This is a genomic window from Roseovarius carneus (assembly GCF_020141465.1).
Lineage (GTDB): Bacteria > Pseudomonadota > Alphaproteobacteria > Rhodobacterales > Rhodobacteraceae > Roseovarius > Roseovarius carneus.
In genome coordinates, this window is record NZ_JAHSPD010000001.1 from 2150838 (window position 1) to 2164210 (window position 13373).

Sequence of the window (13373 nt, forward strand, 5' to 3'; positions counted from 1 at the left end):
GGCCACACACCCTATGGATTGGATGCTTTTCGCTATTTTTCTCGTGACATGCGGGGCAGCGGGGGCCACGGGTGCGGCCTTCAACCCCGGCGCTTGGTACATGCGGCTTGAAAAGCCGTGGTTCACCCCGCCCAACTGGGCCTTTCCGGTGGCGTGGACCTCAATCTATCTGCTGATCTCCTTTGCAGGCGCGCGGGTCGCCGTGCTTGACGGGTCGGGATATGCGTTGGCCTTCTGGGCCGCGCAGGCAGGGTTTGCGACGCTCTGGACCCCTATTTTCTTTGGTTTGCGGCAGATGAAGGGCGCGATCCTCGTGATCGTGATGTTGTGGATTTCTGTGCTGGGCGCGACCGTGCTGCATTGGCAGCTCGATTTTTGGGCGGGGCTGGCATTCATGCCCTACCTTGCATGGGTGACGGTTGCGGCGGCGCTGAATGTGGGCATCGTGCGGCTGAACCCGGATGTGAAGCCTCTGGCAATCGACAAGATTTAACGCGGCCAACGTGCACGGCGCGGCACACGCACGGCCAGCATAGGCTTGAGCAGCGGCGACGCGAATCGGCGCAGGTCGAGGGCTTCGTGTACGCCGCGCATGGTCTCACCGTTGATCACGGTCTCCACGCCCGCGCGCGCGTAGAACGGTGCGTCGAGCATGGCTTGCACCTGCCGGGCGGTGTGGCCGGGGTCAGCGCGGCCCTCTCGGCGCAGCATCCATGCGCTGCGTTTCATCGGGCGCGGGGCGGGGGCATCGAGCATCCGTGCGCGCCCCTCGGCGTCAAAGCCTATGGCAGCGCTCAGCGTGCTGCCATCGCGTCGCTCGGCGTCATAAAAACACGTAGCCCCCTTGGCAGAGGGAAAGCGCGCCCATGTCCAATAATCGAAATCCGCCTCCAGCGCGCGGGTGCCGAAATTGGCGTCGAAATAACCGTGCCCGTCCCATTGCCAGCCCTTGGCCTCCAGATCGACCTTGATCCGGGCCACAGGCGCGAAGGGGCGCCAGATATGGCTGTCATCGGGTGCCAGAGGCAGCTCAACCCCGGTGATGGCCGAGGGGGTCAGCGTGATGCGCCCGCGCACCGGGCCGAACTGCGGGAGGGCGGCGCGCTCGTCGATCTCGATGATCAGATCGGACCCGGTCCAGCGCATGGACGAGGGGCCGATTTTGATCTCATCGGGGGTTTGGCGCAAGGCATCACGGCCCCGGTCGGTCATGGTAAAGCGGCCACCCGGCCCGTAGGTGGCCACGTTGAGGCAGCAGTGGTTTTGCGGCTCGGCGCGCCCTGACCACGCATACCAAGGCGAAAAGACGGAGCCGATAAACCCGATCACCGACACAGCCCGCGTGCCACAATCGCTTACGCCGTCGACATACCACCAGGCATAGCCGTCTGGCTCGACATGGAGGCCGAAGTCAGGTCCGTCCAGATCGCCTCGGCCGCGTGCCGTCCGGAGAGGGTCGCCATCGGCACGCCCGCACCCGGATGCGCGCCGCCCCCCACCAGATAGAGCCCCTTGAGCGGTGTGCGCGCCGTTGGCCGCTGAAAGGCCGCCATCATCCCCGAGGGACTGCGTCCGTAAAGCGCTCCCTGTGACGCCGGGAAGAGCCTGTCCCAGTCCTGCGGCACCGTCAGCGCCCTGAGGCTCGGGCGCGGATCGCAGGTCAGGCCGAAGCTGGCCAGTCGGTCGAATATTCGCTTCAGACATTTTTCTTGCTCCTCTAGGGACAATATCAGGCCCGCAGGGGCATTCATGATGATCTCGTACCGGCCCGGTGTGCCGGGTGGCTGGCCGCTTGCGCCGTGGTCCTGCGCGCAAAGATAGAGCGTGGGATCATCGGGCAGGCGGCCTTGGTGTATCGCGTCAAATTCGGCGTGTAAGTTATTGCCAAAGAAAACGTTATGATGGCTCAGATCTGGCCCGTGCATCATGCCCGAGAAGGCCAGAACGCACGCCGAGAGCGAGCGCGGGCTGGTTGCGCTTGCACCAACCGCGCGGCGCGCGCCATGGCCCAGCAGCCCCGTTTCCAGCGCGCGCGGATCGCCGTTAAACACGACCGCATCCGCCTCGAAGCGCGCCTCATGGGTGTGGACAAGAGCCGCGCGATCCCCTTGGCTTTCGATGCGCGTGACGGGGGTGTTGTACTGGAACTCAGCCCCTTTGCTGGTGGCCAGATCGGCAATCGCGCGCGGCAGGGCGGTCATCCCGCCTTCGGCGGCCCAGACGCCGTCCGCCTCGGCCTGCGAGATCAGGCTGAGCAGTGCGGGCACGCGGGCCGGCATCCCACCCACATAGGTGGCGTAGCGGCCAAAGAGCTGGGCAAGCTCTGGGTCGGAAAACTGTGCGCGCAGCATCTTTGCAAGGCTTTGATGCGGGGCCATTTTGGGGATGATGCGTGGGTTTGAAGCCACTTTGGCGACCATGGCCGAGAGGCTTGGCGTGGCGGTTTGCATCATAGGCGCGTCGAACGCATCGAACAATGCGCGTGTACGGGCGGAGTAGCTCTGAAATTCGGCCTCTGCGCGCGGGCCTAAGGCATCGCGGATGTTGCGGGCGCTGGCAGCCGGGTCCGCCATCAGATCGAGGCTTTGCCCGCCCGGCCAGAAATGCCGCGCCAGAACGGGCAGGGGTGTGAGGGTCACATGATCGCTCAGCACCGCGCCCACATCGCGGAAAAGGGCGTCGAACACATGCCGCATGGTCAGCACCGTTGGGCCGGTATCGGCGGCGCCATGATCCGTGGGCAAGGTGCGAATTTTGCCGCCGGGCGCGCCTGCGGCCTCCAGCACCGTCACGTCACAGCCTCGATGGGCCAGCCGCAACGCCGCGCTGAGCCCGCCGATCCCGGCACCGATGATGATTATTTTGGCCCCTTGGCCCATATGGCACCCTTTCTTGGGTGGGATGATTGTTGACTCGCGAGGTAAAACTGTCCAGTCTTGTTTACACATATATGTCCAAGATAAATTACACCTTGAGCGCCTTGCGCAGAATGAGAGGGCCGAGATGGACCTGAAACGCCGTATCGAAGGGGCCATGAGCGCCGCTATCTCGGGGGCGCGGACCGGAACACCGCCACAAAAGCTGTCTGAGGCTTTGAACTATTCCGTCACTCCGGGCGGGGCACGTATCCGCCCGACGATTCTTCTCAGCGTGGCGGCGGCCTGCGGCGATGACCGCCCGGCGCTGGCCGATGCGGCGGCGACGGCGCTGGAGCTTATTCATTGCGCCTCGCTTGTGCATGACGACATGCCCTGTTTTGACGATGCCGACATGCGCCGGGGCAAGCCTTCGGTCCACAAGGCCTACTCTGAGCCGCTCGCGCTTCTGGCGGGTGATAGCCTTATTGTGCTGGCCTTTGACGTGCTGGCAGAGGCGGGCCACGACGATCCACACCGCGCGTTGCAACTGGTCCAGACCCTTGCACGCTGCACCGGGATGCCCGGCGGAATTTGCGCGGGCCAAGGCTGGGAAAGCGAGGCGGAGATTGATTTGTCGGCCTATCACCGGGCCAAAACCGGCGCATTGTTTATTGCCGCTACCCGGATGGGCGCGATCGCATCGGGGCAAGACGCAGACCCGTGGGACGAGCTTGGGATGCGTATCGGTGAGGCATTTCAGGTGGCCGATGATCTGCGCGACGCGCTTTTGGACGAAGAAAGCCTCGGCAAACCCGCAGGTCAGGATGATCTGCACGGGCGGCCCAATGCGGTGGCCCTGTTGGGCGTTGACGGGGCCGTGGCTCGGCTTGGGAACATTCTGAGCGGTGCGATTTCGTCCATTCCGCATTGCCCCGGTGAGGCGCAGCTTGCCCAGATGGTGCAGGCCTATGCGCAAAAACTGGCGCCGATGGCGGCCATGCGGCGCGCCGTGCCCGGCGAATGATGCACGAGGCGGATATGGGTCAAGTGGCACCCTCGGGGCGCGGCGTGCGTGCCGGGGCCGGGTGGCTCACGAGGCTGGTGGCCAGTCGCAAGTTTCAGAAATGGGCGGCTGGATTTCCTCTTACCCGTGGCCGGGTGGGGCGCGAGGGCGCTGCGGTTTTCGACATTCTGGCCGGGTTTTGTCACAGCCAGATCCTGAGCGCTCTGGTCGAGATGGATATCCTTGCGCAGCTGTTCGAGCGGCAAAGCACAGTGGCTGAATTGGCATCCGAGAACCGTGTGCCGCCTGAGCGGATGGCGGTCTTGCTGCGCGGTGGCGAGGCGCTTGACCTATTGAAGCTGCGGCGCGGGCGTTATGGCCTCACGGCGCGGGGCGCATCGATCCTTGGCGTTCCGGGTTTGCAATCCATGATCCGCCATCACCATATTCTTTATGCTGACCTCTCTGATTCCAAAGCATTTTTTCGTGGTGAGACAGACCCGAACCTTGCACGGTTCTGGCCATATGTCTTTGGCGCGGCCGAGGCCGAGGACCCCAAGACAGCACAAACCTATTCGCGCCTGATGGCCGAGAGCCAGGTTCTGGTGTCTGAGGACACGCTGGGGGCTGTGGCCTTCAAGGATGTGCGCCATTTGATGGATGTGGGCGGCGGCACGGGCGCGTTTCTGGAGGCGGTGGGGCAGGCCCATCCGCATCTGTCGATGACGCTCTTCGATCTGCCCGCTGTGGTGCCCGGTGCGACCGAGCGCTTTGGCGCGGCAGGGCTCCGCGACCGGGTCCGAATATCTCCGGGGTCGTTTCGCGATGACGCGCTGCCGCTTGGTGCGGATATGATCAGCCTCGTGCGGGTGCTCTATGATCACGCGGATGACACGGTGGCCGCTTTGCTGCGCGCGGCATATGTCGCGCTTCCGGTGGGCGGGCGTATCCTGATCTCCGAGCCGATGAGCGGTGGCACAAGGCCCGAACGGGCAGGGGACGCATATTTCGCGCTTTACACGCTGGCAATGGGTACGGGACGCGCGCGCTCTGCGGCGCAGATCACAACCCTTTTGGAGGGCGCGGGCTTTGATGCAGTCAAGACGCATCGCGCGGTGCGACCTTTTATCACAACAGCGATCACGGCTGTCAAAAGCAAATGACACAAATCTGTAAGGTTTAGTTGACACCAGCGCGTGTAAGTTTAAACTGACAGGCAACGGAGCGCCCGGATCTGAGTCTCTCGATCATCAAGAGCAAGACGGGGTGTCAGAACAGGAACGTCACTTGGAAACCACCGCAGTCATACTCAACGGACCCCGCGATCTTGGTCTTGATGTGCTGCCTGTCACGCCGCCGGAGGCAGGGGATCTGGTGGTGGAAATCACGCATTCCGGGATTTCCACAGGGACGGAAAAGCTCTTTTATTCTGGCGAGATGCCGCCCTTTCCGGGCATGGGCTATCCGCTTGTGCCGGGCTATGAGGCCGCAGGCTTTGTCGTCGAGGCGGGTGCCGATACCGGCTTTCGTGTGGGCGAGCATGTCTTTGTGCCGGGCGCCAATTGCTACGAGGGGGCGTTTGGCCTTTTTGGGGGTGCCGCAGCGCATCTGGTCTCGGCGTCTGAGCGGGTTACGCGAATCGATTCGGGTCTTGGGGCCGAGGGGGCGCTTCTGGCGCTTGCCGCCACGGCGCGCCATGCGATGGCCGGTCCTAACAAGGCTGTGCCGGACCTGATCGTGGGCCACGGCGTTCTGGGCCGCCTTCTGGCGCGCCTGACGGTTGCGGCGGGCGCACCGGCCCCCACAGTGTGGGAGGTTGATCCCGCGCGTATGGGTGGCGCGCAGGGCTATGAGGTTATCACACCTGAGGCCGATACGCGGCGCGACTACATGTCGATTTACGACGCATCGGGCCGGGCGGATCTTCTGAATGATCTGATCGGGCGGATTGCGCGGGGCGGTGAAGTCGTTCTCGCCGGATTTTACACCGAAGCGCTGAGTTTCTCGTTTCCGCCCGCCTTCATGAAGGAGGCGCGGCTGCGCATCGCGGCTGAATGGGCTGCCGATGATCTCGTCGCCACCCGCCGTCTGGTGGAGAGCGGCGCGCTCAGCCTTGGTGGGCTGATCACACATCAAAGTGCGGCCACGGATGCCGCGCAGGCGTATGAGACAGCGTTCTCAGATCCCGCTTGCTTGAAAATGATACTGAACTGGAAGGGCCTCGCATGACACTTGATGTTCCAAACCTCAAAGATTTTGACCAACGCTTGCGAGACGAGGCGAATGAAGAACCTACGTTGGAGGTGCCCCAGGGCGAGCCCACGTCCAAGACGCAGATCATCGCGATCTACGGCAAAGGCGGTATCGGCAAATCCTTCACGCTGGCCAATCTGAGCCACATGATGGCCGAGCAGGGCAAGCGCGTGTTGCTGATCGGGTGTGATCCCAAATCAGACACGACCAGCCTTCTGTTTGGCGGCAAGGCGTGCCCCACGATTATCGAGACTTCGACCCGCAAGAAGCTTGCTGGTGAAGAAGTCGCCATCGGTGATGTCTGCTTCAAACGCGGTGGAGTTTTCGCGATGGAGCTTGGCGGGCCGGAAGTTGGCCGCGGCTGCGGTGGACGCGGGATCATCCACGGATTTGAATTGCTCGAAAAGCTGGGATTTCACGATTGGGACTTTGATTATGTCCTGCTCGACTTCCTCGGCGATGTTGTGTGCGGCGGCTTTGGCCTGCCCATCGCGCGGGATATGGCGCAGAAGGTCATTCTGGTGGCCTCTAATGATCTGCAATCGCTTTACGTGGCCAACAACGTCTGCTCGGCGGTGGAATATTTCCGCAAGCTGGGTGGCAATGTCGGTGTCGCGGGCCTTGTGATCAACAAGGATGACGGTTCGGGTGAGGCGCAGGCTTTTGCGGAATCGGTCAAAATTCCGGTGCTGGCCTCGATCCCGCAGAACGATGATTTGCGCAAGAAATCAGCAAACTACCAGATTGTTGGCACCGCCGAATCTGAGTGGGGCGCCTTGTTCGCTGAGCTTGGCGATAATGTGGGCGTGGCCCCGCCTGTGCGGCCCACGCCGCTGGATCAAGACGGGCTTCTGGCGCTCTTTGATGCGTCGGAAACGGGCGGTGATTACCAGCTCGTGCCCGCCACGGACATGGATATGCGCGGCAAGAACGCGAAACCCATCGAGAGCCTGGAGGTGATTTATGACGAAGCATGACGCCCCCAAATCCGACGATTTCGCCCGTATCAAAAAAATGCTGCGCGATGCACGGCCTGAGCAAATCTGGAACCTGATGAAGGATATCCAGAACACGCAGTCCAATTCTGATGAGGGCAAGCCCGCATGAGCGATGAAGTCACATATGACGCCGCCGGCGCCGTAGAGGTGACGCTCGGCACGGATGTTGCTCCCGCCCCTACACCTGATCTGGGTGCAGGCAACCTGCCGGGGCAGGCGGCGGCCAAAGGCTGCCACGCCCCTGGCGGCGAGATGGAAGCGGCGGCGCGCGCGGCGGGCCAGTCCGAGATCCTTGATCAATACGCGAAAGACTATCCCACCGGCCCCCATGATCAGCCGCAAAGCATGTGCCCCGCTTTTGGCAGCCTGCGCGTTGGCCTGCGGATGCGCCGCACGGCGACCGTCCTGTCGGGCTCGGCCTGCTGCGTGTATGGCCTGACCTTTGTGAGCCATTTCTACGGCGCGCGGCGCTCGGTCGGCTACGTCCCGTTCAATTCCGAGACGCTGGTGACGGGCAAGCTCTTTGAGGATATCCGCGAGAGCGTCCATGCGATGGCGGACCCCGAAAAATTCGATTGTATCGTCGTGACGAACCTATGTGTGCCCACGGCCTCCGGTGTGCCTTTGCGGCTTTTGCCCAAGGAAATCAACGGTGTGCGGATCGTGGGAATTGATGTTCCGGGATTTGGTATTCCCACCCATGCCGAGGCGAAAGACGTGCTTGCCGGGGCGATGCTCAATTATGCGCGCGCCGAAGTGGCCGCAGGTCCCGTGCCGGCACCTGTGGGCGGCAAGTCTGATCGCCCGACCGTGAGCCTTCTGGGCGAGATGTTCCCCGCCGATCCGATGATGATTGGTGCGATGCTGGCCCCGATGGGTCTGGCTGCGGGTCCTGTCGTTCCGTGCCGCGAGTGGCGCGAGCTTTATGCGGCACTTGATTGTGGCGCAGTGGCTGCGATCCATCCTTTCTACACCGCTGCCGTGCGGGAGTTTCAGGCCGCTGGTCGGCCCATCGTCGGCTCCGCACCCGTTGGGCGTGATGGCACGGCCACATGGCTTGCCGCGATTGGCGATGCGTTCGGCATTGCCGCCGACAAGGTGGCCGCCGCGCAAAACGCGTTTTTGCCTGCGATCTCGACCGCTCTGGAAGGTGCAGCCATCAATGGCACGATCACCCTGTCAGGCTACGAAGGCTCCGAGCTTCTGGTCGCCCGTCTGCTCATCGAGAGCGGTGCGAACGTCCCTTATGTCGGCACGGCTTGTCCCAAGACACCTTGGAGTGCTGCGGACGCGGATTGGCTTGAGGCGAAGGGCGTGACGATCAAATATCGCGCCAGCCTTGAGGATGATTGCGCCGCCATGGAGGCGATCCAGCCGGATCTCGCCATTGGCACAACGCCCGTTGTCCAAAAGGGCAAAGAGCTGGGTATTCCATCGCTCTACTTCACCAACCTCATTTCCGCGCGGCCCCTTATGGGACCTGCGGGTGCGGGGTCCTTGGCCGAGGTGGTCAATGCCGCCATGGGCAACAAGGAGCGCATGGGCACAATGAAGGCTTTCTTCGAGGGGGTTGGCCATTGCGACACGGCTGGCGTCTGGGAAGGGTCTCCGAACATTCAGCCGCGCTTCCGCGAGCTGAACGCCAAGAAGATCGAGAAACAAGCCCGCGCGGCCAAAGCGGCGGAGATGATATGACGGCGAAAAATACATATTTTTCGCCGGGTGCGGGAAAGCGATTGGCGCAGCCAATGGCGGCCGCACGTGGTTGTTATGTGGCACCCAGCCGCACACGCCAAAATCGCACCAAAGGGGAGGCACAAACATGCTGATCCAGGACCATGATCGTGCGGGCGGATATTGGGGGGCGGTTTATGCCTTCTGCGCCGTCAAGGGATTGCAGGTTGTGATCGACGGCCCCGTAGGCTGCGAGAACCTGCCCGTGACCTCCGTTTTACATTACACGGATGCGCTTCCGCCGCATGAGCTTCCCATCGTTGTCACCGGCCTTGCCGAGGACGAGATGGGCAAAGGCACCGAAGAGGCGATGGAGCGGGCGTGGAAAACGCTTGATCCCGCACTGCCTGCGGTCGTCGTCACCGGCTCTATCGCCGAGATGATCGGCGGGGGCGTGACGCCCATGGGCACGAATATTCAGCGCTTTTTGCCGCGCACCATTGATGAGGATCAATGGCAATGCGCCGACCGCGCGATGACCTGGATCTTCACCGAGTTCGGCATGACCAAGGGCCGGATGCCCAAGGAGGTCAAGCGCGAGGAGGGCGACGCACCGCGCGTCAATATCCTCGGGCCGATGTATGGCACGTTCAACATGCCATCCGATCTGCACGAAATCCGCCGCCTCATCGAGGGGATCGGCGCCGAGGTCAACATGGTGATGCCGCTTGGCGCGCATGTGGCCGAGATGCGCAATCTGGTGAATGCGGACGTCAATGTCTGCATGTACCGCGAATTTGGCCGGGGGCTTTGCGAAGTTCTGGGCAAGCCTTATCTGCAAGCGCCCATCGGCGTGGACAGCACGACGAAATTCCTGCGCCAGCTGGGCGAGATGCTGGGGCTGGACCCTGAACCGTTCATCGCGCAGGAAAAGCACTCGACGCTTAAGCCCGTCTGGGATCTGTGGCGCAGCGTGACGCAGGATTTCTTTGCCACGGCGAGCTTCGGCATCGTGGCGGGGGAGACCTATGCGCGCGGCATCCGCAATTATCTTGAGAATGATCTGGGCCTGCCGTGTGCCTTTGCCGTGGCACGCACGGCGGGCAAGAAGACCGATAACGACGAGGTGCGCGCCATGATCGGGGCCAAACGGCCCCTGATCCTGATGGGCTCGATCAACGAGAAAATGTATCTGGCCGAGCTGAAATCCGGCCACGGCCCCGCGCCCACGTTCATTCCCGCAAGCTTCCCCGGTGCCGCCATCCGGCGCGCGACGGGCACGCCCTTCATGGGATATGCGGGTGCCACTTACATGTTGCAAGAGGTCTGCAACGGGCTTTTCGATGCGCTTTTCCACATCCTGCCTTTGGGCACGGAAATGGATGCGGCCGAAGCCACACCAACAACCCTGCGCCGCGATTTCCCTTGGGATACCGATGCGCAGCGCCTGCTGGACGAAATTGTCGCCCAGCACCCCATTCTCACCCGCATTTCCGCGGCCAAATCCCTGAGAGACGAGGCCGAGAAGGTCGCGCTTTCTCAAGGTGAAGACCGGGTTGTGCGTGAGACCGTCGCGGGGCTTAGCCCAGCATTTCAAGACCAAAATTCGGGAGGACAGACATGACTCATGTTGACACGAACGCACCGGCGCGATCCCGGAAGAAACATGCGCCAAGGCGCACGGAATACTCCGCTTATTTTGCCGTGATCTTCATGACCGCCGTTCCCTTTGCCCTTGTGGCATGGGCGCTGGCACAGGTCGGGATCATGGACACGCCAGAGCACGGGCCGATCAAATCGGCATGGTCTCAGGCCAGCATCATCACCCCCAAGATCTTTTGGGCCTGATGCAAATGGAATTCGCCGCTTCGCTTGCGAGGGGGTGAAATAGGGCAGGGGATGAGCCTCTGTCGTATCCCGGCCGCGGGGAATTCGCGGTGTCGGTATATTTTTTCCTGGAGGAAAAAACATGGCTGATAAAACTGATCTGTCTTTCACAGGTCTCACAGACGAGCAGGCCCAGGAGCTGCACTCAGTCTATATGAGCGGTTTCACCATCTTCGCGATGGTAGCAGTCGTCGCTCATATTCTGACGTACATCAAGCTTCCTTGGTTTGCTTGGTAATAGGAGACTGACAAATGGCACAGTTCTACAAAATCTGGCTGATCTTTGATCCGCGGCGTGTGTTCGTGGCCCAAGGCGTCTTTTTGTTCCTGCTCGCAGCGATGATTCACCTCGTCCTGCTCAGCAACGCTGAGACAAACTGGTTCGACCGCGCGTTCGGCTCGGAGATGGCAGCAGAGTAATCGGACGCGAGCGTTCGGTTCAAAAATCAGCCGCGGGCGGGGGCATCTCTTTGTGCCTCGCCCGCGGTAACCAGAACAAGATATCGCAACATCGGGTGCGCCCTCTCTTTTGGGGTGTATCTGCAAGGAGTTAGACGATGGCACAGCTCAGCTTCGAGAGAAAATATCGCGTCCGTGGTGGGACGCTGGTGGGCGGCGATCTTTTCGATTTCTGGGTTGGTCCGTTCTATGTAGGGTTTTTTGGGGTGACGACGTTCTTCTTCGCCGCCTTGGGAACAATCCTCATTTTTTACGGCGCGGCCCTTGGAGACACGTGGAATCCGTGGCTCATTTCGATTGACCCGCCAAGTATTGAATACGGCCTTGGCTTTGCGCCTCTGGCAGAGGGAGGGCTGTGGCAGTTGATCACCATCTGTGCCACCGGGGCTTTCCTGAGTTGGATGATGCGTGAGGTTGAAATCTGCCGCAAACTCGGGATCGGGTATCACGTACCCTTTGCCTTTGGTGTGGCAATCTTCGCCTATGTGACGCTGGTGGTGTTCCGCCCGGTCTTCATGGGTGCCTGGGGGCATGGCTTTCCCTACGGGATCTTCAGCCACCTCGATTGGGTGAATAACGTGGGGTATGCGTATGGCAACTTCCACTATAACCCCGCTCACATGGTGGCCATCAGCTTCTTCTGGATCACCGCAGTCGCGCTTGCGCTGCACGGGTCCCTGGTTCTTTCGGCGGTCAACCCTGCCAAAGGTCAAGAAGTGAAGAGCCCCGATCACGAAGACACCTACTTCCGCGATCTGATCGGCTATTCGATCGGGCCGCTCGGTATTCACCGGCTGGGTCTCTTCCTCGCGCTGAGCGCTGGTTTCTGGAGTGCGATCTGTATCGTGATCTCCGGCACCATCTGGTTCGAGGAATGGATCGTCTGGTGGGATTGGTGGCTTGAATTGCCCTGGTGGGCGGACCTTTAAGGAGATATGAAAAATGGCTGAATATCAGAACATTTTCACCCAAGTGCAGGTCCAAGGCCCTGCCGAGATGGGGGTCGCTGCCGACGCGGATACAGACCGCGAGCGCACCAAGGGCACGACGTTTTCGACACTGGCGGGCCTGTTTGGCAACGCACAGATTGGCCCCGTGCACCTTGGGTCCTTCGGGATGCTGGCGGTGATTGGCTTCGCCTCGTGGTTCTTCATTATCGGGATGAACTTCTGGGCGCAGGCCGGCTACTCGCCCGGCATTTTCTTCCGGGATCTCTTTTGGTTCTCGCTTGAACCTCCAGGACCGGAATACGGGCTGGGCTTTGCGCCACTGGCCGAAGGTGGCTGGTGGCTGATCGCGAGCTTCATGTTCGCGGTGGGCTGTGTCGCCTGGTGGGTGCGGACCTACCGTCGGGCAGAAGCGCTCGGGATGGGCAAACACGTGGCCTGGGCCTTTCTTGCTCTGCTGTGGCTCATCTTCGTGCTCAACTTCTTCCGCCCGATCCTTATGGGCAGCTGGTCTGAGGCGGTTCCTTACGGCATCTTCTCGCACCTTGACTGGACGAACCTCTTCTCGATCACGTGGGGCAACCTCTTCTACAACCCGTTCCACGCACTCTCGATCGCCTTCCTTTATGGCTCGGCCCTGCTCTTTGCGATGCACGGCGCAACCATTCTGGCGGTCAGCCGCTTCGGCGGTGAGCGCGAGATCGAACAAATCGTGGACCGCGGCACAGCCTCGGAACGTGCGGCGCTCTTCTGGCGCTGGACCATGGGCTTCAACGCCACGATGGAAGGGATTCACCGCTGGGCTTGGTGGTTTGCCGTGCTGACGCCGCTGACAGGCGGGATCGGTATCCTGCTGACCGGCACTGTGGTCGACAACTGGTTTGTCTGGGCACAGGACCACGGCTACGCGCCGCTGAACTGAGGAGAGACACGATGAGTAACGACAACGATATCCTTCGAACTTCGGACAGCAGCTTTCGTTTGCGTGCTGACGCCTTGGCCCTAATGCTGAAAGGGGGCGGCTATGCAGCCCTCTTTTGCGGAGCGCTCTTGGTGATCTGGTTCGTGCTGGTGGGCATCGGTGCCCTCCTGCCGCCAGAATCGAAGGAAGCAGATGACCCGAACCCCAACTTCTCGATGGTGGTTCCGGAGGCCGAGCGCACGTTCGGATAAGAGATCAGATGGCGGGCCGCATACCCGCCATCTGTTACGGTGCAGGATCTTTTCACGCGTTTAGATCCTGCGCCTTCGGGGCTTCCAAGCCTCGGTTCCCTTCCTGTTGGCTACAGGAGCG

The 13373-nt window shown here is 61.6% G+C and carries 16 protein-coding genes; 14 read left to right on the forward strand and 2 right to left on the reverse strand.

All coding sequences use genetic code 11. The features are described from left to right. The first annotated feature begins 13 nt into the window (after positions 1–13). Positions 14–493: a tryptophan-rich sensory protein TspO gene (gene tspO / locus KUD11_RS10760; protein WP_109384701.1), complete on the forward strand. Its 480-nt coding sequence runs from the start codon at positions 14–16 to the stop codon at positions 491–493. On the opposite strand, the gene crtC is transcribed toward tspO, so the two are convergent. Together crtC and crtD are read right to left on the reverse strand one after the other, a co-directional pair. Continuing rightward, positions 490–1329 carry a carotenoid 1,2-hydratase gene (crtC, locus tag KUD11_RS10765; RefSeq protein ID WP_109387941.1) on the reverse strand — a complete coding sequence of 280 codons (840 nt, stop codon included), beginning with the start codon at positions 1327–1329 and terminating at the stop codon, positions 490–492. The genes tspO and crtC overlap by 4 nt on opposite strands. Before the next feature lie 26 nt (positions 1330–1355). After that, positions 1356–2879, reverse strand: a complete 1524-nt coding sequence (gene crtD / locus KUD11_RS10770; RefSeq protein ID WP_109384700.1) for a 1-hydroxycarotenoid 3,4-desaturase CrtD — start codon at positions 2877–2879, stop codon at positions 1356–1358. A 124-nt stretch (positions 2880–3003) separates the two neighbouring features. Here crtD and KUD11_RS10775 point away from each other — a divergent pair, with 124 nt between their 5' ends. The 13 genes from KUD11_RS10775 to pufX all read left to right on the forward strand — a co-directional run bounded on the left by KUD11_RS10775 (position 3004) and on the right by pufX (position 13252). Continuing rightward, complete coding sequence (locus tag KUD11_RS10775; protein WP_109384699.1) at positions 3004–3882, forward strand: polyprenyl synthetase family protein; 879 nt, start codon at positions 3004–3006, stop codon at positions 3880–3882. A gap of 14 nt (positions 3883–3896) precedes the next feature. Next, positions 3897–5024: a methyltransferase gene (locus tag KUD11_RS10780; RefSeq protein WP_109387939.1), complete on the forward strand. Its 1128-nt coding sequence runs from the start codon at positions 3897–3899 to the stop codon at positions 5022–5024. Positions 5025–5148: 124 nt separating this feature from the next. Continuing rightward, positions 5149–6090: a chlorophyll synthesis pathway protein BchC gene (gene bchC, locus KUD11_RS10785; RefSeq protein WP_109384698.1), complete on the forward strand. Its 942-nt coding sequence runs from the start codon at positions 5149–5151 to the stop codon at positions 6088–6090. Then, positions 6087–7091, forward strand: coding sequence for a chlorophyllide a reductase iron protein subunit X (locus tag KUD11_RS10790; protein ID WP_109384697.1), 1005 nt, complete (start codon positions 6087–6089; stop codon positions 7089–7091). Before bchC ends, KUD11_RS10790 begins: the two co-directional genes overlap by 4 nt. Continuing rightward, positions 7078–7221 carry a hypothetical protein gene (locus tag KUD11_RS10795; protein WP_181375264.1) on the forward strand — a complete coding sequence of 48 codons (144 nt, stop codon included), beginning with the start codon at positions 7078–7080 and terminating at the stop codon, positions 7219–7221. Before KUD11_RS10790 ends, KUD11_RS10795 begins: the two co-directional genes overlap by 14 nt. Next, complete coding sequence (bchY, locus tag KUD11_RS10800) at positions 7218–8807, forward strand: chlorophyllide a reductase subunit Y (RefSeq protein WP_109384696.1); 1590 nt, start codon at positions 7218–7220, stop codon at positions 8805–8807. Before KUD11_RS10795 ends, bchY begins: the two co-directional genes overlap by 4 nt. A gap of 127 nt (positions 8808–8934) precedes the next feature. Continuing rightward, entirely contained in the window at positions 8935–10410 is a 1476-nt protein-coding gene (gene bchZ, locus KUD11_RS10805) for a chlorophyllide a reductase subunit Z (protein WP_109384695.1), read from the forward strand. Next, the gene (gene pufQ / locus KUD11_RS10810) at positions 10407–10634 is read left to right on the forward strand and encodes a cytochrome PufQ (RefSeq protein WP_109384694.1); all 228 of its coding nucleotides are present in this window, start codon (positions 10407–10409) and stop codon (positions 10632–10634) included. The genes bchZ and pufQ overlap by 4 nt, the downstream gene beginning before the upstream one ends. Positions 10635–10755: 121 nt before the next feature. Further along, positions 10756–10911 carry a light-harvesting antenna LH1, beta subunit gene (gene pufB / locus KUD11_RS10815; RefSeq protein ID WP_109384693.1) on the forward strand — a complete coding sequence of 52 codons (156 nt, stop codon included), beginning with the start codon at positions 10756–10758 and terminating at the stop codon, positions 10909–10911. 14 nt (positions 10912–10925) lie between these two features. Next, entirely contained in the window at positions 10926–11093 is a 168-nt protein-coding gene (pufA, locus tag KUD11_RS10820) for a light-harvesting antenna LH1, alpha subunit (RefSeq protein WP_109384692.1), read from the forward strand. A 137-nt stretch (positions 11094–11230) separates the two neighbouring features. Then, entirely contained in the window at positions 11231–12061 is an 831-nt protein-coding gene (gene pufL / locus KUD11_RS10825) for a photosynthetic reaction center subunit L (RefSeq protein WP_109384691.1), read from the forward strand. Between the two features lie 13 nt (positions 12062–12074). After that, entirely contained in the window at positions 12075–13001 is a 927-nt protein-coding gene (pufM, locus tag KUD11_RS10830; protein ID WP_109384690.1) for a photosynthetic reaction center subunit M, read from the forward strand. Positions 13002–13012: 11 nt separating this feature from the next. Beyond that, the gene (gene pufX, locus KUD11_RS10835) at positions 13013–13252 is read left to right on the forward strand and encodes an RC-LH1 core complex protein PufX (protein WP_109384689.1); all 240 of its coding nucleotides are present in this window, start codon (positions 13013–13015) and stop codon (positions 13250–13252) included. Positions 13253–13373: the final 121 nt, after the last annotated feature.

Excerpts from the sequence above, each read along its gene's own strand:
- tspO (WP_109384701.1), top strand. The coding sequence starts at position 14 with ATGGATTGGATGCTTTTCGCTATTTTTCTCGTGACATGCGGGGCAGCG.
- crtD (WP_109384700.1), bottom strand. The coding sequence starts at position 2,879 with ATGGGCCAAGGGGCCAAAATAATCATCATCGGTGCCGGGATCGGCGGG.
- KUD11_RS10775 (WP_109384699.1), top strand. The coding sequence starts at position 3,004 with ATGGACCTGAAACGCCGTATCGAAGGGGCCATGAGCGCCGCTATCTCG.
- KUD11_RS10780 (WP_109387939.1), top strand. The coding sequence starts at position 3,897 with ATGGGTCAAGTGGCACCCTCGGGGCGCGGCGTGCGTGCCGGGGCCGGG.
- KUD11_RS10790 (WP_109384697.1), top strand. The coding sequence starts at position 6,087 with ATGACACTTGATGTTCCAAACCTCAAAGATTTTGACCAACGCTTGCGA.
- KUD11_RS10795 (WP_181375264.1), top strand. The coding sequence starts at position 7,078 with ATGACGAAGCATGACGCCCCCAAATCCGACGATTTCGCCCGTATCAAA.
- bchY (WP_109384696.1), top strand. The coding sequence starts at position 7,218 with ATGAGCGATGAAGTCACATATGACGCCGCCGGCGCCGTAGAGGTGACG.
- bchZ (WP_109384695.1), top strand. The coding sequence starts at position 8,935 with ATGCTGATCCAGGACCATGATCGTGCGGGCGGATATTGGGGGGCGGTT.
- pufQ (WP_109384694.1), top strand. The coding sequence starts at position 10,407 with ATGACTCATGTTGACACGAACGCACCGGCGCGATCCCGGAAGAAACAT.
- pufB (WP_109384693.1), top strand. The coding sequence starts at position 10,756 with ATGGCTGATAAAACTGATCTGTCTTTCACAGGTCTCACAGACGAGCAG.
- pufA (WP_109384692.1), top strand. The coding sequence starts at position 10,926 with ATGGCACAGTTCTACAAAATCTGGCTGATCTTTGATCCGCGGCGTGTG.
- pufL (WP_109384691.1), top strand. The coding sequence starts at position 11,231 with ATGGCACAGCTCAGCTTCGAGAGAAAATATCGCGTCCGTGGTGGGACG.
- pufM (WP_109384690.1), top strand. The coding sequence starts at position 12,075 with ATGGCTGAATATCAGAACATTTTCACCCAAGTGCAGGTCCAAGGCCCT.
- pufX (WP_109384689.1), top strand. The coding sequence starts at position 13,013 with ATGAGTAACGACAACGATATCCTTCGAACTTCGGACAGCAGCTTTCGT.